This window comes from Uliginosibacterium sangjuense (assembly GCF_059132465.1).
On sequence record NZ_CP101132.1, the window covers coordinates 1,877,766 to 1,898,222 of the forward strand.

The 20,457-nt window shown below is 65.1% G+C and carries 17 protein-coding genes; 10 read left to right on the forward strand and 7 right to left on the reverse strand.

What is annotated here, in order from left to right:
- Positions 1-44: 44 nt before the first annotated feature.
- From NMB43_RS08605 to NMB43_RS08620, 4 genes are all read right to left on the reverse strand, one after another.
- Positions 45-2,459 carry a two-component system response regulator gene (locus NMB43_RS08605; protein WP_494351741.1) on the reverse strand — a complete coding sequence of 805 codons (2,415 nt, stop codon included), beginning with the start codon at positions 2,457-2,459 and terminating at the stop codon, positions 45-47.
- Positions 2,456-3,895, reverse strand: coding sequence for a PAS domain S-box protein (locus NMB43_RS08610; RefSeq protein ID WP_494351742.1), 1,440 nt, complete (start codon positions 3,893-3,895; stop codon positions 2,456-2,458). Before NMB43_RS08610 ends, NMB43_RS08605 begins: the two co-directional genes overlap by 4 nt.
- Positions 3,896-4,067: 172 nt before the next feature.
- Positions 4,068-4,370 (reverse strand): hypothetical protein, encoded by a 303-nt coding sequence (locus NMB43_RS08615; protein ID WP_494351743.1) that lies wholly within the window; start codon positions 4,368-4,370, stop codon positions 4,068-4,070.
- 220 nt (positions 4,371-4,590) lie between these two features.
- Positions 4,591-4,842: a hypothetical protein gene (locus tag NMB43_RS08620; RefSeq protein WP_494351744.1), complete on the reverse strand. Its 252-nt coding sequence runs from the start codon at positions 4,840-4,842 to the stop codon at positions 4,591-4,593.
- A gap of 97 nt (positions 4,843-4,939) precedes the next feature.
- On the opposite strand from NMB43_RS08620, the gene NMB43_RS08625 reads away from it, so the two are divergent.
- A complete protein-coding gene (locus tag NMB43_RS08625) occupies positions 4,940-5,392 on the forward strand; it encodes an OsmC family protein (protein WP_494351745.1) in 453 nt (150 codons plus the stop codon).
- Between the two features lie 9 nt (positions 5,393-5,401).
- On the opposite strand, the gene NMB43_RS08630 is transcribed toward NMB43_RS08625, so the two are convergent.
- On the reverse strand, positions 5,402-7,219 hold the full coding sequence (locus NMB43_RS08630) for a sensor histidine kinase (RefSeq protein WP_494351746.1): 1,818 nt from the start codon (positions 7,217-7,219) through the stop codon (positions 5,402-5,404).
- A 104-nt stretch (positions 7,220-7,323) separates the two neighbouring features.
- On the opposite strand from NMB43_RS08630, the gene htpG reads away from it, so the two are divergent.
- A complete protein-coding gene (gene htpG / locus NMB43_RS08635; protein ID WP_494351747.1) occupies positions 7,324-9,237 on the forward strand; it encodes a molecular chaperone HtpG in 1,914 nt (637 codons plus the stop codon).
- A 75-nt stretch (positions 9,238-9,312) separates the two neighbouring features.
- On the opposite strand, the gene NMB43_RS08640 is transcribed toward htpG, so the two are convergent.
- The gene (locus NMB43_RS08640; RefSeq protein ID WP_494351748.1) at positions 9,313-9,543 is read right to left on the reverse strand and encodes a hypothetical protein; all 231 of its coding nucleotides are present in this window, start codon (positions 9,541-9,543) and stop codon (positions 9,313-9,315) included.
- Positions 9,544-9,858: 315 nt separating this feature from the next.
- Here NMB43_RS08640 and NMB43_RS08645 point away from each other — a divergent pair, with 315 nt between their 5' ends.
- Positions 9,859-11,511 (forward strand): pectate lyase family protein, encoded by a 1,653-nt coding sequence (locus NMB43_RS08645; RefSeq protein WP_494351749.1) that lies wholly within the window; start codon positions 9,859-9,861, stop codon positions 11,509-11,511.
- Positions 11,512-11,602: 91 nt separating this feature from the next.
- Here the strand turns inward: NMB43_RS08645 and NMB43_RS08650 are convergent, their stop codons facing one another.
- Positions 11,603-12,238 carry an outer membrane beta-barrel protein gene (locus NMB43_RS08650; protein WP_494351750.1) on the reverse strand — a complete coding sequence of 212 codons (636 nt, stop codon included), beginning with the start codon at positions 12,236-12,238 and terminating at the stop codon, positions 11,603-11,605.
- Between the two features lie 328 nt (positions 12,239-12,566).
- On the opposite strand from NMB43_RS08650, the gene NMB43_RS08655 reads away from it, so the two are divergent.
- From NMB43_RS08655 to NMB43_RS08685, 7 genes are all read left to right on the forward strand, one after another.
- Positions 12,567-12,812, forward strand: a complete 246-nt coding sequence (locus tag NMB43_RS08655; protein ID WP_494351751.1) for a hypothetical protein — start codon at positions 12,567-12,569, stop codon at positions 12,810-12,812.
- A gap of 123 nt (positions 12,813-12,935) precedes the next feature.
- Entirely contained in the window at positions 12,936-14,081 is a 1,146-nt protein-coding gene (gene flhB / locus NMB43_RS08660) for a flagellar biosynthesis protein FlhB (protein ID WP_494351752.1), read from the forward strand.
- 12 nt (positions 14,082-14,093) lie between these two features.
- Positions 14,094-16,187, forward strand: a complete 2,094-nt coding sequence (gene flhA / locus NMB43_RS08665; protein ID WP_494351753.1) for a flagellar biosynthesis protein FlhA — start codon at positions 14,094-14,096, stop codon at positions 16,185-16,187.
- Between the two features lie 2 nt (positions 16,188-16,189).
- Positions 16,190-17,716 carry a flagellar biosynthesis GTPase FlhF gene (gene flhF / locus NMB43_RS08670; RefSeq protein ID WP_494351754.1) on the forward strand — a complete coding sequence of 509 codons (1,527 nt, stop codon included), beginning with the start codon at positions 16,190-16,192 and terminating at the stop codon, positions 17,714-17,716.
- Positions 17,713-18,525, forward strand: a complete 813-nt coding sequence (locus NMB43_RS08675; protein WP_494351755.1) for a MinD/ParA family ATP-binding protein — start codon at positions 17,713-17,715, stop codon at positions 18,523-18,525. Before flhF ends, NMB43_RS08675 begins: the two co-directional genes overlap by 4 nt.
- Before the next feature lie 105 nt (positions 18,526-18,630).
- A complete protein-coding gene (locus tag NMB43_RS08680; RefSeq protein ID WP_494351756.1) occupies positions 18,631-19,389 on the forward strand; it encodes an RNA polymerase sigma factor FliA in 759 nt (252 codons plus the stop codon).
- A gap of 21 nt (positions 19,390-19,410) precedes the next feature.
- Complete coding sequence (locus NMB43_RS08685) at positions 19,411-20,160, forward strand: flagellar motor protein (RefSeq protein WP_494351757.1); 750 nt, start codon at positions 19,411-19,413, stop codon at positions 20,158-20,160.
- The last annotated feature ends 297 nt before the right edge of the window (positions 20,161-20,457 follow it).

Sequence of the window (20,457 nt, forward strand, 5' to 3'; positions counted from 1 at the left end):
CGGCTTGATCTGCCTGAAGTCGGCTGCGCGTGGCGGCCGTGCAGTCAGTGCGGAGGGTGGGGTGGGGGCTGCAGCAGTTGTGTGGCTTCGGATGCAGGGAGGGGACGGCTGAACAGGAAGCCCTGGCCTTCGCGGCAGCCGATCTCTTGCAGTATTCGGGCTTGTTCGGGGTGTTCGATGCCTTCTGCCGTGACGTGCAGCCCCAGGCTGTCAGCCATGGCTACGATGGCGCGGGCGATCGCCAGGTCATTCGTATCCTCGGGCAGGTCGCGCACGAATGAGCGGTCGATCTTGATGCCATTGATGGGCAGGTGCTTGAGCAGCCCCAGCGAGGAGAAACCGGTGCCGAAGTCGTCGATCACGATGCTGCAGCCCAGGCTGCGTAGCCGATAGAGCACGCCCTGGCTGTGCTCGATACTCTGCAGGGTGCTCTCGGTGATTTCCAGTTCCAGGCGATCCGCCGGGAAGCCGGTCTCCGCCAGTACCGCGGCAATGTGCTCGACGAGGCGTTCGCTGGCCATCTGGCGTACCGAGAGATTGACCGCCATGCGCATGTCTGAGTGACCATTGCGCACCCATTCGACACCACGCCGGCAGGCCTCCTGCAGTACCCATTCGCCAATCGGCTCGATCAGGCCCGTGTCTTCCGCGATCGGGATGAAGCTGTCTGGCGGCACCATGCCTTGCAGCGGGTGCTCCCAACGGATCAGGGCCTCGAAAGCACAGATCTGACGGTCCGCCAGGCGGACCAGGGGCTGGAAGTGGAGCCGGAACTCCTGGTTCTCCAGCGCCCGCAGCAGGCCTTGCTCGGTCCGCATGCGGGTGAGCGCGCGCTCGGCCATGTCGGGTGAATAAAACGCATAGCGGTTGCGCCCTCGCGCCTTGGCCGCGTACATGGCGCTGTCGGCGGCGCTGACCAGGGTGTCCGGCGTGGTGGCATCCTGCGGGTAGAGGGCAATGCCGATGCTGGCTGACACGCTGACCCGGTCGCCCTGCAATTCCACGCTGTCGCGAATCTGGCCCAGCAGCTTGTCCGCCAGCAAGGCGCAATCCTCCGGTCGTGCCACCTCCGGCACGACCAGGATGAACTCGTCGCCGCCCAGGCGAATCGGGATGTCGCTGCGCCGCAGGTTGGCATGGATGCGTTGCGCCACCGTGCGCAGGAAGTGATCGCCGACGCTGTGGCCCAGGGAGTCGTTGATGAGCTTGAAACCGTCCAGGTCGATGAACAGCAAGGCCACCGTCTGCCCGCTCTGCTGTGCCTGGACGATCTCGTGTTGCAGGCTTTGCTCCAGCATGTGGCGGTTGCCCAGGCCAGTCAGTGCGTCGTGGAAGGCCAGGTGCTTGATCTGCGCTTCGGCCTGGCGCACCGCACTGATGTCGCTGATGGCCAGCACGTAGTGGGTCACGTCGTGGTGCTCGTCGCGCACCGCGCTGATGTGCTGCCAGGCGGGGAAGACCCGGCCGTCGGCGTGGCGGCACGCGATCTCGCCGAGCCAGTAGCCCTGGGGTGAGTCAATCAAGCGCGGGTAGAACTGGTCGCTGTGGCGGCGGGCGTGCAGGAAGTCGTCTGGATCACGCCCCTCGACTTCGCTCAAGGCATAGCCGGTGAGTGCCGAGAAGGCCGGGTTGGCGGAGATGATGCGGCGCTGTGCGTCGAGGATGGTGATGCCCTCGGCGGTGGTGCGGAACACCACGCTGGCCTGGCGCAGGCGGTCCTCGCTGCAGCGGCGTTCGGTCACGTCGCGCAGGGCGCCGATGATGCGCGTGTGGCCGTCGCTGACGATCGCCTTGGCGTGCAGGTCGCACCAGCCCTGGCGGCCGTCAGCAAGGGTCATGCGAACGGTGGCGTTGACCGGGTAGCCGGCCTGGATGGCGGCGGTGATGGCGTGGCGGTCCTCCTCGTGGATGCGCTGGAGGAAGGCGTCGGCCGCGTCGCGCAGTACCGTGGGAACCTTGCCCAGGATGCGCTCCATGTGGCCGGCCGTGTGAAAGTCGCCGCTCTTCGCATCCCACTCCCAGACGCCGAGCTGGGCGGCATCCATGGCGATGTGCAGGCGCTCGCTGGCGTGCTCCACCTCCAATTCGGCGCGACGCCGCGCCAGCGCCATGCGGACCGCGGCCTCCAGCTCGCGCAGCTCGAAGGGCTTGATCACATAGCCATAGGGGGCGCTGTTCTCCGCCTGGCTGAGGATCTTCTCTTCCGCGTAGGCGGTCAGGAACATGACCGGCAGGCGCATCGAGCGACGGATCTCCAGTGCCGCGTCGGTGCCGTCGCGGGTGCCTTCCAGATGGATGTCCATGAGGATCAGGTCGGGCCGCAGGCTGTGGGCGAGACTGATCGCCTCGTCGGCGCGGGCGCTCATGCCGACCACCTGGTAGCCCAGGTATTCCAGGTTGTGCTTGAGATCGAGGGCCACGATGCGCTCGTCTTCCACCACCATCAGGCGTGCGCTCATGTCGGTTCCCCTCGTAGGAGTGTGAAGCTCAACGTAAAGCGGGCGCCCGGCGTGCGGACGACGTCCAGGTTTCCGCCGAGCTGGTCGACCAGTAGCGGGATGAGCTGGAAGCCAAGCGAGTGGGCCTCGCCGATGCGTGCCGAAGCCGGCAGGCCGATGCCATCGTCCGACACGACGATACGGCCCGTGCCGTCCTCATGCTGGTCCAGCTCGATACAGATGCGCCCTTGGCGGCCGTCGGGGAAGGCGTGCTTGATCGCGTTGGTGACCAGCTCGTTGACGATCAGCGCGCAGGGAATCGCCCGCTGCAGGTCGATCAGCAGGTCCGCGCCATGGCACAGCGTGTCGATGCGGATCTGTCCGCGCTGGACCGTCACGCTGTCGTGCAGCAGTTTCCCCAGGCGTTGCAGGTACTGCGCCAGGTTGACGTCGGCATAGTCGTGGCGCTCGTAGACGAGCTGGTGGATCAGGGCCATCGCCTTCACCCGGTTCTGACTCTCCACCAGGAAGCTTTGCGCTTCCGGCGGGGCATGCCGGGACTGCAGATTGAGCAGGCTGGAGATGACCTGCAGGTTGTTCTTGACGCGGTGATGCACCTCGTTGAGCAGGGCGGTCTTTTCGGCCAGCGCCTTCTGCAGGATCTGTTCGTCGGCGCGGCGGCGCGTCACGTCGAACACGGTGGCCAGCACGAACACGCCCTCGGGCAGACGCAGCGGATTGAGACCGATCTCGGCGGGGAACTCGCTGCCGTCCTTGCGCCGTGCATACAGTTCCTTGCGGCCGGCCATGTCGCGCGTGGTCGGCGCGCTCATGTAGGCGCTGCGCCATTGGTGGTGACCGGGCAGGTAGCGCGGCGGAATCAGCATCTCGATGGGCTGGCCGGTCATCTCCTCGCGCGAATAGCCGAACAGGCGTTCCATCGCGCCGTTGACCAGCGCCATGCGGCCCTGGTCATCGACCATGGCGATGCCGTCCGGGGCCCCCTCGAAAACGTGGCGGAAACGTGCCTCGGAGCGATCCAGGGCGGCCTGCCCGGCGCGTTGCTCGGCGCGGTCGCTGGCGCTCAGCACGACCCCGCCGGACTGTCCGCCGGGCAAGGCCCAGGGGGACAGGCTGAGATCCAGGGCCAGGATGTCGCCGTTTGGCTGGCAAATCGCGGCGGCATGGCTGACCGTCGTGCCCTGGACTGCGCGTTCGATGTCGAGCATCAGGCGGGTGGCGGCTGCGGCGTCCACGCACCAGCCGGGGCAGTCCCACAGGCGCTTGCCCAGCATCGCCTCGGGCGTGCTGCCGGTGAGGCTGGCGAGGCGGGGGTTGGCGTGGCGGATGCGCCCCCCGTGGTCGAGCAGGCCCACCAGGCCGGGCAGGGCGTCGAGCAGGCTTTTCGGAAGCGGCCCATCGGCGCCCTGGGCAGCTAGGTCGTGTTGTCCGGCCATTCCACTCGGTACTCCGTCAGGGCTGGCCGTGATATCGGCCGAGTCTCCCGTCGCCTGCCCAGCCATGCCATACGGATGGAGCGGAACGGGATGTCATTCCAGATAACTATAGTCAGTATCCAGAATCATTGACGGAGACGATCGCCTGCAGGGACTGCCCTGAGGCGGGCACTCAGGAGCGGGCGCCGAAGATGTAACGCTCCGTCGCGGTGCCTGTTGAGGCAGCGGCGCGCGTCGGGGATGCAGCGGACGCGGTTTTGGCCGGGGCCGCAGGGGCTCCCAGCCAGCCCAGGCGGTCGCGCATTTGCAGGGCCATCTCGACGAGATCGAGGTTCTCGCTTTCCTCTGCCGCATCAAGGATTTGCGAGGCGTAAGCGCGGTCGTCGAAGAAGCGCTGGGTGTTGATGGATATGCCTTTGTCCTGGCGCAGACGAATCTTCAGGCGGGCGATCAGGTGTATCAGGGCGCTATCCATGGGTCCTCCGTAAGTAGGTCGGAGGCATCTAAGCAATGCCTGTGCCCAGTACCGACGAACGGTCAATAGGCGATCCGGCAATCCGGCGATTCCGACGGCGGGCTGGCGCGCCAGCGCTGCCGGAGTGGGGCAGCCAGGTGCTGGAAAACGTCACCCCGGAAAAGCGGTGGACGAAAAAAAGCCGGGGCATGCCCCGGCTACTGGTGCCGCGCCCGCCTGGTCAGGCGCTGGCCCAGGCCGCTGCGTTCTGCAGCGGCGCATCGCTGCGTGGCGTGTCGATCCAGCCCAGGTGGATACGCAGTTCCAGGGCGGTGGTGATCAGTTCGAGCAGCTCGCTGCCTTCTGCCGTATCCAGGGCCTGCATGGCGTACTCGGGGTCGCGCACGAAGCGTTCGGTATTGAGGTACAGCCCCAGGTCCTGGCGCAGGCGGATCTTGAAACGGGCGATCAGTTGGAACAGGGTATAGTCCATTGCGGCCTCAGGGTTCGATGACTGGGAGGCAATGTGCAACCGCCATGCCAGGTGATCCTGCGGGCGACGAACGGTAGCTTGATGCAAGGAGCGGGGGATGAGCGAGACGCAGTGGCGGGTGGTGCTCGAACAGGAAGAGAAGTTCCGATTCAAGGCGAGCTTTGACAATCCGGCGGTACCGCCCTTGATCACCGACGAGTCCGCGCCGCTAGGGGCGGATGGCGGGCCCAACCCCTCACGCCTGCTGGCCACGGCCGTGGCCAACTGCCTCGCGGCGAGTCTCTTGTTCGCGCTGGGCAAATTCCGCAACGATCCCTCGCCGGTCACCGCCACGGTGGACGTGACCATGGTGCGCAACGAGCACAACCGGCTGCGCGTGGGCAGCATGGCGGTGGACATCCGCATCGGCCAGCGCGGGGCCGATGTGGCGATGCTGGAACGTGTGCTGGCGCAGTTCGAGGATTTCTGCGTGGTGACGCAGAGCGTGCGCAGCGGCTTCCCGGTCAGTGTGTCGGTGCATGATGCCGACGGGGTGGCGCTCAAGGCCTGAGCGAGCGTCTCAGCCGCTCCGGCGGCGGCGCACCACCGCCATGCGCTTGGGCAGCTCGAAGATGAAGCGGGCGCCCTGGTCCGGCATGGCCTCGGCCCAGATGCGGCCGCCGTGGCGCTCGATGATGCGGCGGACCGAGGCGAGCCCGATGCCGGTGCCGCCGTAGCCCTGGTCCCCGTGCAATTGCTGAAAGGGCTGGAACAGTCGTTTGGCATGCGCCATGTCGAAACCGACCCCGTTATCGCTGACCGTGTAGCGCACGCGGTCGCCTTCGTCGCGTGCAACGACGCCGATCATCGCCGGGTTGCGGCTGCGCGTGAACTTCCAGGCATTTCCCAGCAGGTTGGTCAGGGCATTGCGCAGCAGGACCTCGTCGCCCTCGACGCGCATGCCAGGCTGGATGTCAAAGCGCACTGTGCGGTGGGGTTCCGCCAGACGCAGATCCTCGCCGACCTCGGCGCACAGGGCGCTGAAGTCGATGTTGCCGAAGTTCAGCGGCTGGCGCGAGATGTTGGCAAGGCTCAGCAGCTCGTCGATCAGCTCGCCCATGCGCACGCTGGCGCGATAGATGCGGTCCAGGTAGTCCTGGGCGGTGGCGTCGAGCCGGTGCTGATAGTCCTCGCGTAGCGCATAGGCAAAGCCATTGATCGCCCGCAGCGGGGTGCGCAGATCGTGCGAGACGGAGTAGCTGAAGGCCAGCAACTCGCGGTTGGTCTGTTCCAGTTCGGCGGTACGGCGCCCCACGCGTGCCTCCAGCGTGGCGTTGACGCGGCGCAGTTCGGCGCGGTCGGCCTCGCGCCGGCGGATGTCGCGGTAGGCGAGCAGGATCAGCGCCAGCAACAGGCTCAGCAGCAGGGCCGCACCGACGATCAGGCGACGTTGCATCTCGCGGAAGTCGCTCATCGCGACGCTGAGCGGCCGGCTCACCACCACAATCAGGGGGTGGCCGGAGAGGCGTCGCATGGCAAAGATGCGCGGTTCGTCGTCGACGCGCAGGCGGGCGGTGAAGACCGCGCTGCGCTCTTGCTGGATCCGTTCGAGCAAGGGCGTGCCGTGCAGGTTGCGACCGATCTCGCCGGCGGCGAAAGGGTGGCGCAACAGTACGGTGCCGTCTTCCAGCAGCAGGTCGACCTGGTCCTCGGCATGGATGCTGACCTCCTGGAAGAAGCGGGCGCTGCGTCGCAAGTCCAGCAGGGCGGTGACGCCGCCCAGTAGTTGATCGCGCTGACTGAGCGCACGCTCGACCGGGAGTTGCCAGCGCGTGCTCTCCTGTGTGCCCAGGGCCACAGGCTTGCCGATGCGCATAGGCGCCTGCGGGGAGCTTCCCCAGTCCTGCGGATTGAAGGTGGGCGGGGAGATCACGCCGGGCAGGCCAGCGTCGCGCAGGATCAGCACGGTCTGCCCACTGGCGTCAGACAGGCGCAGGGCAGAAGCGGCCGCGACACGGGCGAGCTGGCGTCCGGTCTGGGCACGCAGATCCTCGCGGGCGCTCGGATTGCCCGGGTCGCCGCTGGCCAGCAGGCGGGCCAGGTCGCGCGCGCTGGTTTCAAGCAGCCAGTCCACCTCGTCCAGGGTGTTGGCGGCATGCTCCTCGAACATGCGGACCAGGCCTGACAGCTCGGCTTCACGGCGCGTCAGTTCGCGCTGCCGGTCGTGCGCGATCAGTGCCCACAAGGCCACGACGACCGCCAGGAAGAATAGGATGTAGGCCCCGAACAGCGCCCCGCCCAGCGTCAAGCGCCAAGCGGATCGCCGCGGGCTGGCATCGTCCGTTGCCGGGTCGCCGGCGACCATGGTGAGGGGGCCGGGGTCACGGATGTCGGGCATGGATGGGTTGGAGTCGGGGGACCAGGCGGCGGACAGGGCTTGAAATGAAGAGGGCGCACCCCCATCTGCGCGGATGCTAACAAAGTTCCATCCGGAGGGTTTACATGAGCGATTCCAGTACCGTCGAGAAGCGTGGTTTCCAGGCCGAGGTGAAGCAACTGCTGCACCTGATGATCCACTCGCTGTATTCCAACCGCGAGATCTTCCTGCGCGAACTGATTTCCAACGCTTCAGACGCCTGCGACAAGCTGCGCTTCGAGGCGCTCGACAATGCCGCCCTGTTCGAGAACGACGGCGAGTTGAAGATCCGCGTCGCCTTTGACAAGGCCTCGCGCACGGTCACGATCTCCGACAACGGTATCGGCATGAGCCGCGATGAAGCGATTGCACACCTGGGCACCATCGCCAAGTCGGGCACCAAGGAATTCTTCTCCCGACTGTCCGGCGACAAGCAGAAGGATGCCAACCTGATCGGCCAGTTCGGCGTGGGTTTCTACTCGGCATTCATCGTCGCCGACAAGGTCACCGTGCTGACGCGTCGCGCTGGCCTGGGCGCCGACGCCGGCGTGAAGTGGGAATGCTCGATGGCAGGCGATGAGGCCGGCGAGTACACCGTCGAGCCCTATGCCAAGGCGATCCGTGGCACTGACATCATCCTGCACCTGCGTGAAGGTGAGGACGACCTGCTGTCGGGCTGGAAGCTGCGCAGCATCATCCGCAAGTATTCCGACCACATCGTCCAGCCCATCCTGATGCAGAAGGAAGAGTGGAATCAGGAGAAGGCCGAGAACGTCCTCAGCGACGAGGAAGAGACGATCAACCAGGCCAATGCGCTGTGGACGCGTTCCAAGAACGACATCACGGACGACGACTACAAGGCCTTCTACAAGCATGTCTCGCATGACTTCGAAGACCCGCTGGCCTGGTCGCATGCCAAGGTCGAAGGTCGCCATGAATACACGCAACTGCTGTACGTGCCGAAGCGCGCGCCCTTCGACCTGTGGGACCGCAACCCGCGCCACGGTCTGAAGCTCTACGTACGCCGCGTCTTCATCATGGATGACGCCGAAAAGCTGCTGCCGCACTACCTGCGCTTCGTGCGCGGCGTGGTGGATTCGGCCGATCTGCCGCTGAACGTGTCGCGCGAGATCCTGCAGGAGAGCAAGGACGTCGACACCATCCGCGGCGGTTGCGCGAAGAAGGTGCTGGGCCTGCTCGAAGACATGGCGGAGAACCGCAAGGATGACTACGCCAGTTTCTGGACCGAGTTTGGCCGCGTGCTGAAGGAGGGCATCGGCGAGGATCACGCCAACAAGGACAAGATCGCGGGCCTGCTGCGCTTTGCCTCCACGCATACCGATACGGCCGACGAGAGCGTCTCGCTGAAGGACTACATCGGGCGCATGAAGGAAGGCCAGGAGAAGATCTACTACGTGACGGCCGAGAGCTTCAACGCCGCCAAGAACAGCCCACACCTTGAAGTGTTCCGCAAGAAGGGTATCGAAGTCTTGCTGCTGTCCGACCGCATCGACGAGTGGGCCATCGGCTACCTGACCGAGTTCGATGGCAAGCAGATCGTGTCGGTGGCCAAGGGTGACCTCGATCTGGGCAAGCTGGAAGACGAAGCCGAGAAGAAAAAGGTCGAAGAGCAGGCAGAGGAGTTCAAGCCCTTGCTGGAGAAGATCAAGACCAGTCTCGGCGAGCGCGTGAAGGAAGTGCGTGTGACGCACCGCCTGACCGACAGCCCGGCCTGCCTGGTGGTCGATGAGCATGACATGGGGGCCAACCTCGCACGTCTGCTCAAGGCGGCTGGCCAGCACGTGCCCACCTCCGCACCGATCCTGGAGATCAACCCGGAACACCCGGTGGTGACACGCTTGAAGGGAGAGGATGCGAAGTTCGACGACTGGGCGGCGGTGCTGTTCGACCAGGCTTTGCTCGCCGAGGGCGGTACCCTGGACGACCCGGCGACCTTCATCAAGCGCATGAACCAGCTGATGCTGGATATGAGCAAGTGATCAGCCAGTAGTCCGGCATGGGCATCGCCCAGAAAAAAGCCACCCAAGCGGGTGGCTTTTTTCGTTATCGGGCGTTCAGCCCTGGGGGCTGCTGGGCGGATGCGTCCAGTCGTAGAGGTCGGCGATGACGATACCTACCGCGATCAGCAAGCACACGATCGGTGCGATGTGGAGGCCGACGTACAGCGCGCCGATGGCGACGACCAGATAGATGATGGCGCTCAGCTCCGCCTTCACATGCTTGTTGTGACAGAAGCGATAGAAGGACGAGTGGGTCACCGGGCCGGTTTGATCGAGCGTAGTCATGAGCTTGTCTCCTTCATGCAATGCCTGGATGGCGTTTCTTTCTGTTGAGCTTAGGTCTCGGCGACTCGTGTCCCTGGCTTGAATGCACAGAGGTTGACGCGGATTAAGCGGAAGGAAACACCGGCTCGGATGCTGCGACGCAGTACCCAATGCACATGCGGGTGCCCGACGTACTTCATGGGGCTGCATGCTGTGCAGCAGCACGAAAAAGGTTTGCGGAGTGGCGGCCTGTCTACCAGACTGAGTGTCGCAAAATCATTCTAAGCATTTGATTTTGCGGAATTATCAAAAATGACAAACTCTGGAGACTGAACGATGAAAGCGATACCCATGAAGCGCCTGCTCGCCGTTGCAACCGTGCTGGCGGCGACCCAGGCCGGTGCGGCGGTGCCCGGCTTTGCAGGCAATGTCACTGGTGGTGGCAGCGCGACGCCGGTGGTGGTCAACAGCATGTCGGCCATGCAGACCGCCATCAACAACTACGCCGGCAGCGGTGGTCTGGTGATCCACTACACCGGCAGTTTCGATCCGGCACCCATCCTGGCGAACATCTGTGGCCAATGGAGCAAGTCCAGGCAGGAAGTGACGATCCAGAACAAGAACGACATCACGATCCAGGGCGTGGATGGCTCGTCGGCCAACTTCGGTATCCGGATCAAGGGTTCGTCCAAGAATGTCGCGGTGCGCAACATGACGATGGGCCTGCTGCCCGGTGGCGCCTCGGACGGCGACATCATCGGCATCGAAGGCAATGCCTCCAACGTGTGGATCGACCACAACGAGTTCTATAGCCAGAACTACAAGTGCGCCGGGACGCCGGGGGATGACACGACCTTCGACGGCATGATCGACATCAAGGGCGCGGTCAATGACATCACCATCTCCTACAACATCCTGCGTGACCACCAGAAGGTGGCCCTGGGCGGCTCCAGCGACAGCGACGTCAGTACCGTGCGCCGCGTGACCTGGGCGTACAACATCTTCAAGAACGTGCAGGAACGCGCGCCGATGAACCGTGGTGGCAACTACCACATGTACAACAACTACTACACCGGGGTGACGGCCAGCGGGATCAACTCGCGTGTCAATGGCAACGTGCTGATCGAAGGCAATTACTTCGAGAACTCGGTGAACCCGGTGGTGGCGCGCTACAGCAGCACGATCGGTTACTGGGATCTGCGCAACAACAACATCATGAGTCCGGCCGATTTCGCGACCTATGGCATCACCTGGACGGTGGATTCGGACACCAAGAAGAACGCGGATGACTGGCAGACCACCAAGCCATTCCCGATCGCCATCCCCTATACCTACACGGCCTATCCAGGCCTGCGCGCGAAGTGCATCACGCTGGCGACCGCGGGCGCAGGCAAGGGCTTCAAGGAGGCGGCCGAGGTGGCGGGCGGTTGTAATGGCGGCTCCTCTTCGAGCAGCAGCAGTTCCTCCTCGTCGAGCAGTTCTTCCAGCTCTTCGTCTTCCAGCAGTTCCTCTGGCGGTTCGAGCTCTTCGTCCAGTAGTTCGTCCAGCTCCTCGAGTTCTTCCTCCTCGTCTTCTTCGTCGTCCAGCAGCTCGTCGTCGAGCAGCGGTGGTGGCGGAGCAAACCTGGCGCTGAGTGCGACGGCTAGCGCTTCCAGCCAGTCCGGCAGCAGCCGCACCGCAGCCGCAGCCAAGGATGGCAACACCGCCACCCGCTGGGAGGCCAGCAACAGCAGCGCAGGGACTTGGCTGCGTTTGAGCCTGCCGAGCACACAGACGGTCTCCAGCGTGACGCTCAAGGAGTACGCCAGCCGTATCAAGGGCTATCGCGTCGAAGTGCTGAGCGGGGCGAACTGGGTTGCGGTGGCCACCGGCACCACGGTCGGCGCCAGCAAGAGCCACGCCTTCAGCCCGGTGAGTACGAGTGCGGTCCGCCTGTTCGTGACCAGCGCATCGGGACAGCCTTCCATCACCGAGTTCGAGTTGTATTGATGGTGTGAGCGGTGGGCGGGGCGATGCTCCGCCCCCAAGAAAAAGAAAAAGGGCGCACCTCGGTGCGCCCTTTTTTAATCTGCATGTGGTTTCAGAAGGGCACGGAGAGTCCGAGACCCACTTCGCCCTGTGTGATGGTCTCGCCGCGGATCGAGATCACGCAGCCACCGGAGCAGAAGAGGCCGCCCGAACTGTTGACGAGGGTTGCATACAGGCGGGCTTCAAGGCGTAGCGCGAGGTTCTGCGCGACGGCCCACTGGTAGCCCACGCCGAGGTTCATCGATGGGCGTAGTTCGTCGCCATACCCCTCACCATCGAGCTGCATGAAGCTGGCGCCCAGGCCACCCACCACGTAGGGGCCGCGACCGACCGGCCCTTCGAAGAAATAGGTGCCACCGAAATGCAGGTAACTGATGTACATGGGCAGGCGGGTGCCGGTCGTACCCTTGTCGATCAGGTCGGTGCGCTGGCGCGACAGAAACAGTTGAACCTGGCGGTTTGAGTCGAGCAGCGTGTCGAAGGCGAGCGACCAGGCCGGGCTGCCATCAATGTCCATGTCGCGTGCGCTACTGTCATTGGTCAGGGTGCCGCCGTCGCGGTAGGCGCCGTAGACCGTCAGCGCATAAGGTTTGGGCTGTTGTGTCTGCGCGTTCGCCAGCGGAGGTGCCAGCAGCAGGGCGAGCAGGCAGGGTATCTGGCAGCGCATGTGGCGGGTGAGGCGTCTCATGTTCTCTCCGGGCAGGACGAAATGAATAGGGAAGGGGAGGCTCCAACGACTGCGAAGAGGGGCTCGATGGGCGGGCGCGCAGTGCGGAAAAACTGCTTACATCGCGGGCTCGAACCGACACAGTGTTTTGCAAAGTCTTGCGAATCTGGCCCTCAAGTTGAGCTGGAAGCATGTCGTAATCTGGCTTGTGGGGATTCTCCACGCATCGACTCTCTCCTTGACCGCCTCTCACGAGGCGGTTTTTTCTTGTGTGCCGGACTTGCGATCATGCCTGTCACGGGCTAAATATCCGCACAGAGGTGGCGATGTATCGCGTGAACGCCAGCGATTGTCCATCTTCAACCAGCTCACCGATCACACAGCCATGACCAGCGTTTCGCCCCGACTGCTCGAATTCCAGTTGCGCCTCCTGGCCCTCAACGGTGCATTGGAGTGTGCCCGCGTGCCGGTGAGGGAAGTGGGTTTTCCCGCTCTGGAAAAGGCTTTGCGCCTGGCAGCGACAAGCGAAGTGTTCGATATCGAGACGGTCCAGTCGCTCGATTTCCTGCTGGCTGATCACCCCCGGCATCAGTAGTTTCCCCAGCAAACCGCATGGGGCCGCGCGCTCGGCGCTGAAATAGACGGCCCTTTCTCCGGCTTTTCCAGGCGGCAGTTCTTGCCGCTGCGGCAAATAATGGCTCGCCTCCCGGAGTGAGTCATGGCCGAAGATAGCGATCAGGAAAAAACGGAATCAGCCTCAGCGCGGCGCATCGAGCAGGCGCGTGAGGAAGGACAGGTCCCGCAATCGCGGGAGCTGTCGTCGTTCCTGGTCATGATGGCGGGTGCCGTCACCTTGATGATCACCTCTGGCTGGATGTTCCAGCGCGTCAAGGGCGTGGTGACCGAGGGGCTTAGCTTCGACCAGCGCGCGGTCTTCGATACCACCTACATGCTGCGCCTGCTGGGCTCGCAGTTCACCGACGGTCTTATTTCCATCGCCCCGATGTTGCTGGTGCTGATCGTGGCTGCCGTGGCAGGCCCCCTGATGGTCGGCGGCATGAATTTCTCCACCAAGGCCTACACACCGGATTTCACCCGTCTCAATCCGCTCTCGGGCATCGGTCGCATCCTGTCCCTGCACGGCGCGGTGGAGCTGGTGAAGAGCCTGCTCAAGTCCTTCCTGATCGGCGGCATCGGCATGTGGGTGATCTGGAAGCAGCGCGACACCATCCTGGCCCTGATCTCCATGCCGCTGGATCGCAGCCTGGCCACCTTCGGTGATCTGTTGCTGAGTTCCAGCCTGTTCCTCGCCGGCAGCCTGGCCGTGCTGGCGCTGATCGACGTGCCCTTCCAGATCTGGCAGTACTTCGACAAGCTCAAGATGAGCAAGGAAGAGCTGAAGCAGGAGTTCAAAGAGCAGGAAGGCGACCCGCAGATCAAGGGCCGCATCCGTGCGCGCCAGCGCGAGATGGCCCGCCGCCGCATGATGGAAGCGGTGCCCAAGGCCGACGTGGTGGTGACCAACCCGACGCACTTCGCGGTCGCGCTGAAGTACGAGGCCGGCACGATGGCGGCGCCCACCGTGGTGGCCAAGGGTGCCGACCTGATGGCTCAGGCCATTCGCGAACTGGCCGCCGAACACCACATACCCCTGCTGGAAGCGCCGCCTCTGGCGCGCGCGCTGTACCGCCATGCCCAGGTCGACGAGCAGATTCCGGCCGGGCTCTATACCGCGGTGGCCGAGGTCATGGCCTACGTCTACCAGCTCAACCATTTCCTGAGTCAGGGCGGTTTGCCGCCCGTGCCGCCCGTCGACCTGCCCGTTCCCGAGGGCATGGATCCCGGCGCGCCGACCGTTCACTGATAGGCAGACGTCATGGCCCAGGCCAACGCACTCGACCTCAAGCAGCTCTTCTCGCCGGGCAACATCCGCCAGCTCGCGGCACCGATCCTGGTGCTGCTGGTGCTGTCGATGATGGTGCTGCCGCTGCCGGCTTTTCTGCTCGATGTGTTCTTCACCTTCAACATCGCGATCTCGATGATCGTGCTGCTGGTGGCGATGTACTCCCGCAAGCCGCTGGACTTCTCGGTCTTCCCCACGGTGTTGCTGATCACCACGCTGCTGCGCCTGTCGCTGAACGTGGCCTCCACCCGGATCGTGCTGCTCGAAGGCCACACCGGGCCGGATGCGGCCGGCAAGGTGATCGAGGCCTTCGGCCACTTCCTGGTCGGTGGCAATACGGCGGTCGGCGTGGTGGTGTTCGTGATCCTCACGGTCATCAACTTCGTCGTGATCACCAAGGGTGCCGGCCGCATCGCCGAAGTGGGCGCACGCTTCACCCTGGACGCGATGCCCGGCAAGCAGATGGCCATCGACGCCGACCTCAACGCCGGCCTCATCGACGACAAGGAAGCCAAGCGCCGCCGCAAGGAGATCGCGCAGGAGTCGGACTTCTACGGTGCTATGGACGGTGCCTCGAAGTTCGTGCGCGGTGACGCGGTGGCCGGCATCCTGATCCTGCTGATCAACGTGGTGGGCGGTTTGATCGTGGGCGTGGTCCAGCACGAGATGGAGTTTGGCCGTGCGATCAACAACTACACCCTGCTGACCATCGGTGACGGTCTGGTCGCGCAGTTGCCGGCGCTGATCATCTCGGTGGCAGCCGGCCTGGTGGTGTCGCGTGTGGGCGACGAGGGCGACATCGGTGGCCAAGTGGTCGGCCAGCTCTTCGCGAACCCTACCGTCATGGTGTTGACGGCCGCCATCCTGGGCTTGTTGGGCATGATCCCGGGCATGCCCAACCTTGTTTTCCTGCTGCTGGCGGGCCTGTTCGGTGCGCTCGCCTGGATGCTCAACAAGAAGCAGATGGCCGAGGCGGAGGAGGGCGAGACCGCCAAGCCGGTGGCCCCGCCGGCCGCCGCCGAATCGCAGGAGGCGAGCTGGAACGATGTCGCGCCTGTCGACGTCCTGGGCCTGGAAGTGGGCTATCGCCTGATCCCCATGGTCGACAAGTCGCAGGACGGCGAACTGTTGCGCCGCATCCGCGGCCTGCGCAAGAAGTTTGCGCAGGACATCGGCTTCCTCGCCGCCCCGGTGCACATCCGCGACAACCTGGAGCTGCGCCCGAACGCCTACCGCATCACGCTCAAGGGCGTGGATATCGGTCATGGCGAGGCCTATCCCGGTCAGTTCCTGGCGATCAACCCCGGGCGCGTGGCCGGCGTGCTGCCCGGCGCCCAGACCAAGGATCCGGCTTTTGGCCTGCCCGCCACCTGGATCGACGCCAACCTGCGCGACCAGGCACATGCCCTGGGCTACACCGTGGTCGATGCCAGCACCGTGGTGGCCACGCACATCAACCATGTGATCATGAGTCACGCGTCCGATCTGCTCGGTCGCCAGGAAACGCAGCAACTGCTCGACCACATTGCCAAGGATTCGCCCAAGCTTGTCGAGGATCTGGTGCCCAAGACCCTGCCGCTGCACAGCTTGCAACGCGTGCTGCAGTACCTGCTGGAAGAGGGCGTCAACATCCGCGACATGCGCACCATCGTCGAAAGCCTGGCGGAGCATGCACCGCGCACCCAGGACCCGATGGAGCTGGCCGCCCGCACCCGGATCGCGCTGGGCCGCGCCATCGTGCAAGGCCTGTTCCCCGGCCCGGGCGACCTTCAGGTCATGGCGCTCGACCCGAACCTGGAGCGTTTGCTGCAACAGGCCATCGCCAGCGGAGGCGGCGAGGGCGGCGCCATCGAACCCGGTCTGGCCGACGCATTGCTGCGCCAGACCGCAGCGTCCTCGCAGAAACAGGAAGACCTGGGCCTGCCCGCCGTGTTGCTGGTCCCGAACAATCTACGCTGGTTGCTGGCGCGCTTCTTGCGCCGGACGATCCCGAATCTGCGCGTCATCGCGCATTCTGAAGTGCCCGAAACGCGCACCATCCGCGTCACGGCCGTCGTTGGAGGTTAATCATGGTCAATGTCCGCAAGTATGTCGGCAAGACGGCCCGCGAGGCGCTCGCCCAGGTCAAGATGGAACTCGGGGCGGATGCCATCGTGCTATCCAACCGCGCGCTCGGCGACCAGGTGGAGATCGTCGCGATCCCCGCCGAACAGATGGGCGAGCTGTCGGCCACGGTGCGCCAGGCGCGCACGCCGGCGGCGCAAGCTGCCGCTCCGGCGGTCATGGCTGCCGCACCGGCAAATCCTGCCGCTCCGCAACGTCGGGCCGTCAGCGAGCATGACGACGACTACACCCTGACCCTGGGGCAGCACCTGGCCCGCGCGGCGCGCGAACACGCCACGCGCGACGGCGCCCAGGGCGGCCTGCGCAGCACGCGCAGCCAGCCTGCTGCGCACGCCGCCGCGCCGGCACAGGTGGTGCGCCCCTTCAACCCGCCGCGCGTCAATAGCTATGGCGAGCCGCTGGAGGCCGTCGCCGTGCCGCGCCAGTCGGCCCGCCCCGTCGAGCGGATGGTGGAGCAACACCTCCAGGCGCAAGACCCGGCGGCCGAGGCCAAGGTGCAGGCCCTGGAAGCCACCAATGCCCGTTTGATGGACGAGCTGGCCTCGATCAAGGGCCTGCTGGAACGCCAACTGGCCGGCTTCGCATGGAGCGAGATCACCCGCCAGGCTCCGGCGCGCACCCAGCTCATGAGCGAGCTGCTGGAGGTCGGCTTTTCGTCCCAGCTCACCCGCAGTCTGACCGAACAGCTGCGCCCCGAGGCCTCGCTGGACGAAGCCCGCAAGCATGTGCGCGACGCGCTGGCGCGCAACCTGCGCACCTTGTCCACCGACACCGACATCATCGACCGTGGTGGCGTCTACGCCCTGGTCGGCCCCACCGGCGTGGGCAAGACCACCACCACGGCCAAGCTCGCCGCGCGTTGCGTGGTGCGCCACGGTGCCGACAAGCTGGCCCTGATCACCACCGACGGTTACCGGATCGGCGCGCATGAGCAACTGCGCATTTATGGGCGCATCCTGGGCGTGCAGGTGTACGTGGTGAGGGATGCCTCCGATCTGCGTCAGACCCTGCAGGAACTACGCGGCAAGCACATGGTGCTGATCGACACCGTGGGCATGAGCCAGCGCGACCGCATGGTGGTCGAACAGGCCTCGATGCTCACCGCGGCCGGCAACATCAAGCGCCTGCTGGTGCTCAACGCCACCGCGCAGGGCAGCACGCTGGACGATGTGATGCGCGCCTACGAAGGGCAGGATCTCGCCGGCTGCGTGCTGAGCAAGGTCGACGAGGCCGCTTCGCTGGCTCCGGCGCTGGACGTGGCGATGCGCAACGAGTTGTCGGTGTTCTACATCGCCAACGGTCAGCGCGTGCCGGAAGATCTGCACCTGCCCAATCGCGCCTACCTGATCCATCGCGCGCTGCGCGAAATTGCCCAGGACTCGCCCTACAAGCTCGACCAGTCGGATGCCGGCCTGCTGATGGCCGGCACCACGCGCCCGGGACGCGCCGCTTCCGCCGGAGGCGCCCTGTGACGAACTGGAGTCATGACCAGGCCAGCGGCCTGCGTCGCTTGTTCCGCCAGGCCCCGCCCGAAGTCCTGTGCGTGGTGCCGTGCGGGGCGGGGGCCTTCACCTGGACGGCACGCCAGATCGTGCAGCGTGGTCGTGCCGGGCGGCGTGTGCTGGCCCTGGACGAGTCCGCCACCAGCGGCTCGCTGGCCGACAGCCTGGGTATCCAGGGCTGCCACGACCTGTTGCGGGCAGTGCGCGGTGAAGTGGAGTTGGTGCAATGCCTGGGCGAAATCTGCCCGGAGGTCTTCCTGAGTCCGGTAGCCCAGTTGCTGGGGGCACTGGAGGGCGAACGCATCCTCCTGCAGCGTGCGGCGGAGCGCCTGCGTGCCCTGCAGCCGATGACCGACGAATGGATCGTGCTGGCGCGTACCGCCGGCATGCAGGGCCTGTCGCCCCTGGCGCTGGCTGCGCCGCGCCTGCTGGTGGTGGTCGATGCCCATCCCAAGGCCATGACCGAGGCCTACGCCACGCTCAAGAGATGTGCCGCAGGTGCCGATACCTTGTCGGTCGGGCTGGCCTTGGCCGGCCCCGTCACGCCGGAAGGGCGCAGCCTGCTCAACAACCTGCAGGGGGCCGTGCTACGGCAACTGGGCGTGGTGATGCAACCGGTGCGCAGCGTCGGCGAGGCCTTCGGCATGCAGGCTGAGCCGGGCGCGCGCGAACTGTCGGAACTCTTCATCGACCGCCTGCTGCGCCTGTCGCGCGAGGCGGTCACTGCGCGGGCCTGGCGGGGCTTGGCGGGGTCTGATGGCCTGAAGCACGCGATTTGAGTGAAAATGCGGCACATGCTGGCTCTTTTCGGAGCCTTGCATGATGCGGATGGCGGGACAATGTGCTTCATGGCCGGACCGACAGGACGCTGACGAGAGACAAAGATGTACAACGCCGCCGGAACACTCGACAAAGACCAGTTGATCACGCGCTATGCGCCCCTGGTCAAGCGAATCGCCTACCACCTGATGGCCAAGCTGCCGGCCAGCGTGCAGGTGGAAGACATCATCCAGAACGGCATGCTGGGCCTGCTCGATGCGATCACGCGCTACGAGGAAGGCCTGGGTGCGCAGTTCGAGACTTACGCCGTGCAGCGCATCCGCGGCGCCATGCTCGACGGCCTGCGCGAGAACGACTGGTTGCCGCGCAGCCTGCGGCGCGAGATGCGCCGTATTGAAACAGCCGTCCATTCGCTCGAACAACAGCACGGACGCCAGCCGACCGAACGCGAGCTGGCCGAGTCGCTGGGCATGACGCTGGCCGATTACCAGAAGATGCTGCAGGAAGCGCGCGGCTACCAGCTCGTCTACTTCGAGGATTTCGGCGAGGACGACGAGGATGATTTCCTCGAACGCCACATGGTGGGCGAGAACAATGATCCGCTGGAACTGCTGCTCGATTCGGACATGCGCCACACCCTGGTGATGGCGATCGAGGATCTGCCGGAGCGCGAGAAGATGGTCATGGGTCTGTACTACGAAGAGGATCTGAACCTGCGCGAGATCGGCGAGGTCATGGGGGTATCTGAATCCCGCGTGTGCCAGTTGCACAGCCAGGCGATCGCGCGTCTGCGCTCGCGCATCGCCAGCGGACGTGAAAGCAGCCAGGCTGCCGGCAAGCGCGGCCGCCGCGCCGCAACCTGAGGCCGGACATCCCGCGACGCCATGGACCTGATCAGCATCGCCGGCCTCCTTCTCGGGATACTGGCCATCATCGTCGGGCAGGTGCTGGAGGGGGGGCACATCTCCTCGCTGATCCAGCCCACGGCCTTCCTGATCGTGATGGGGGGCACCATCGGTGCCGTCATGTTGCAGAGCCCCCTGGCCACCTTCAAGCGCGGCGTCACCATGATCGCCTGGGTATTCCAGCCGCCGCATCCGCCCTCGCGCGAGCTGATCGCGCAGATCGTGAGCTGGAGCAGCGCGGCGCGCAAGGAAGGCCTGCTGGCACTGGAGGCCAAGCTTGACCAGTTGCGCGACCCCTACATGCAGAAGGGTTTGCAGTTGCTGGTCGATGGCGTCGAACCGGACCGTATCCGCGAGGTGATGGAAGTCGAGATCTCGATCTGGGAGGCCGAGCTGAAGCAGGCCTCCAAGATCTGGGAGGCGGCGGGCGGCTATGCGCCCACCATCGGCATCCTGGGCGCGGTGATGGGCCTGATCCACGTGATGGAGAACCTGTCGGACCCGAGCAAGCTGGGCGCCGGCATTGCCGTGGCCTTCGTCGCCACGATCTACGGCGTGGGCTCGGCCAACCTCATCTTCCTGCCGGTGGCCAAGAAGCTGCAGGCCTGCATCATGCACCTCGTGGCGGTGCGCGAGATGGTGCTCGACGGCCTGGTCGGCATTGCCCATGGCGACAATCCCCGCATCATCGAGACGCGACTGCAGGGCTACCTGACCCACGGTCGCTGAGCGCGCCTGCCGCCCGGGGAAACCCGCGGGCCCGGCGTGCGATCACTCTTCCATGCTAGGGTCTGTTCACATTTACCGCGCCGGATTGCGTGGTTCGCTGCGGTCGTTCCAGCCAGGCGCCGCGAGGAAACCAAGGGTGGTGCCCTTGGCGACGAGCGCAACGCAGCTGGACGGCCGCAGCGAACCACCCGAAGGGCTGGGGGTGAATGGCACGCATCTCGGCGTTGCCGCTCCTAGCAAGGCTGACGGCATTGCGTTGTCGCGGCGCCTTGATCTGCGTGCCATTCACCGCCAGCG

Coding starts and splice junctions, on each gene's coding strand:
- NMB43_RS08605 (WP_494351741.1), bottom strand. CDS start 2,459: ATGAGCGCACGCCTGATGGTGGTGGAAGACGAGCGCATCGTGGCCCTC.
- NMB43_RS08610 (WP_494351742.1), bottom strand. CDS start 3,895: ATGGCCGGACAACACGACCTAGCTGCCCAGGGCGCCGATGGGCCGCTT.
- NMB43_RS08615 (WP_494351743.1), bottom strand. CDS start 4,370: ATGGATAGCGCCCTGATACACCTGATCGCCCGCCTGAAGATTCGTCTG.
- NMB43_RS08620 (WP_494351744.1), bottom strand. CDS start 4,842: ATGGACTATACCCTGTTCCAACTGATCGCCCGTTTCAAGATCCGCCTG.
- NMB43_RS08625 (WP_494351745.1), top strand. CDS start 4,940: ATGAGCGAGACGCAGTGGCGGGTGGTGCTCGAACAGGAAGAGAAGTTC.
- NMB43_RS08630 (WP_494351746.1), bottom strand. CDS start 7,219: ATGCCCGACATCCGTGACCCCGGCCCCCTCACCATGGTCGCCGGCGAC.
- htpG (WP_494351747.1), top strand. CDS start 7,324: ATGAGCGATTCCAGTACCGTCGAGAAGCGTGGTTTCCAGGCCGAGGTG.
- NMB43_RS08640 (WP_494351748.1), bottom strand. CDS start 9,543: ATGACTACGCTCGATCAAACCGGCCCGGTGACCCACTCGTCCTTCTAT.
- NMB43_RS08645 (WP_494351749.1), top strand. CDS start 9,859: ATGAAAGCGATACCCATGAAGCGCCTGCTCGCCGTTGCAACCGTGCTG.
- NMB43_RS08650 (WP_494351750.1), bottom strand. CDS start 12,238: ATGAGACGCCTCACCCGCCACATGCGCTGCCAGATACCCTGCCTGCTC.
- flhB (WP_494351752.1), top strand. CDS start 12,936: ATGGCCGAAGATAGCGATCAGGAAAAAACGGAATCAGCCTCAGCGCGG.
- flhA (WP_494351753.1), top strand. CDS start 14,094: ATGGCCCAGGCCAACGCACTCGACCTCAAGCAGCTCTTCTCGCCGGGC.
- flhF (WP_494351754.1), top strand. CDS start 16,190: ATGGTCAATGTCCGCAAGTATGTCGGCAAGACGGCCCGCGAGGCGCTC.
- NMB43_RS08680 (WP_494351756.1), top strand. CDS start 18,631: ATGTACAACGCCGCCGGAACACTCGACAAAGACCAGTTGATCACGCGC.
- NMB43_RS08685 (WP_494351757.1), top strand. CDS start 19,411: ATGGACCTGATCAGCATCGCCGGCCTCCTTCTCGGGATACTGGCCATC.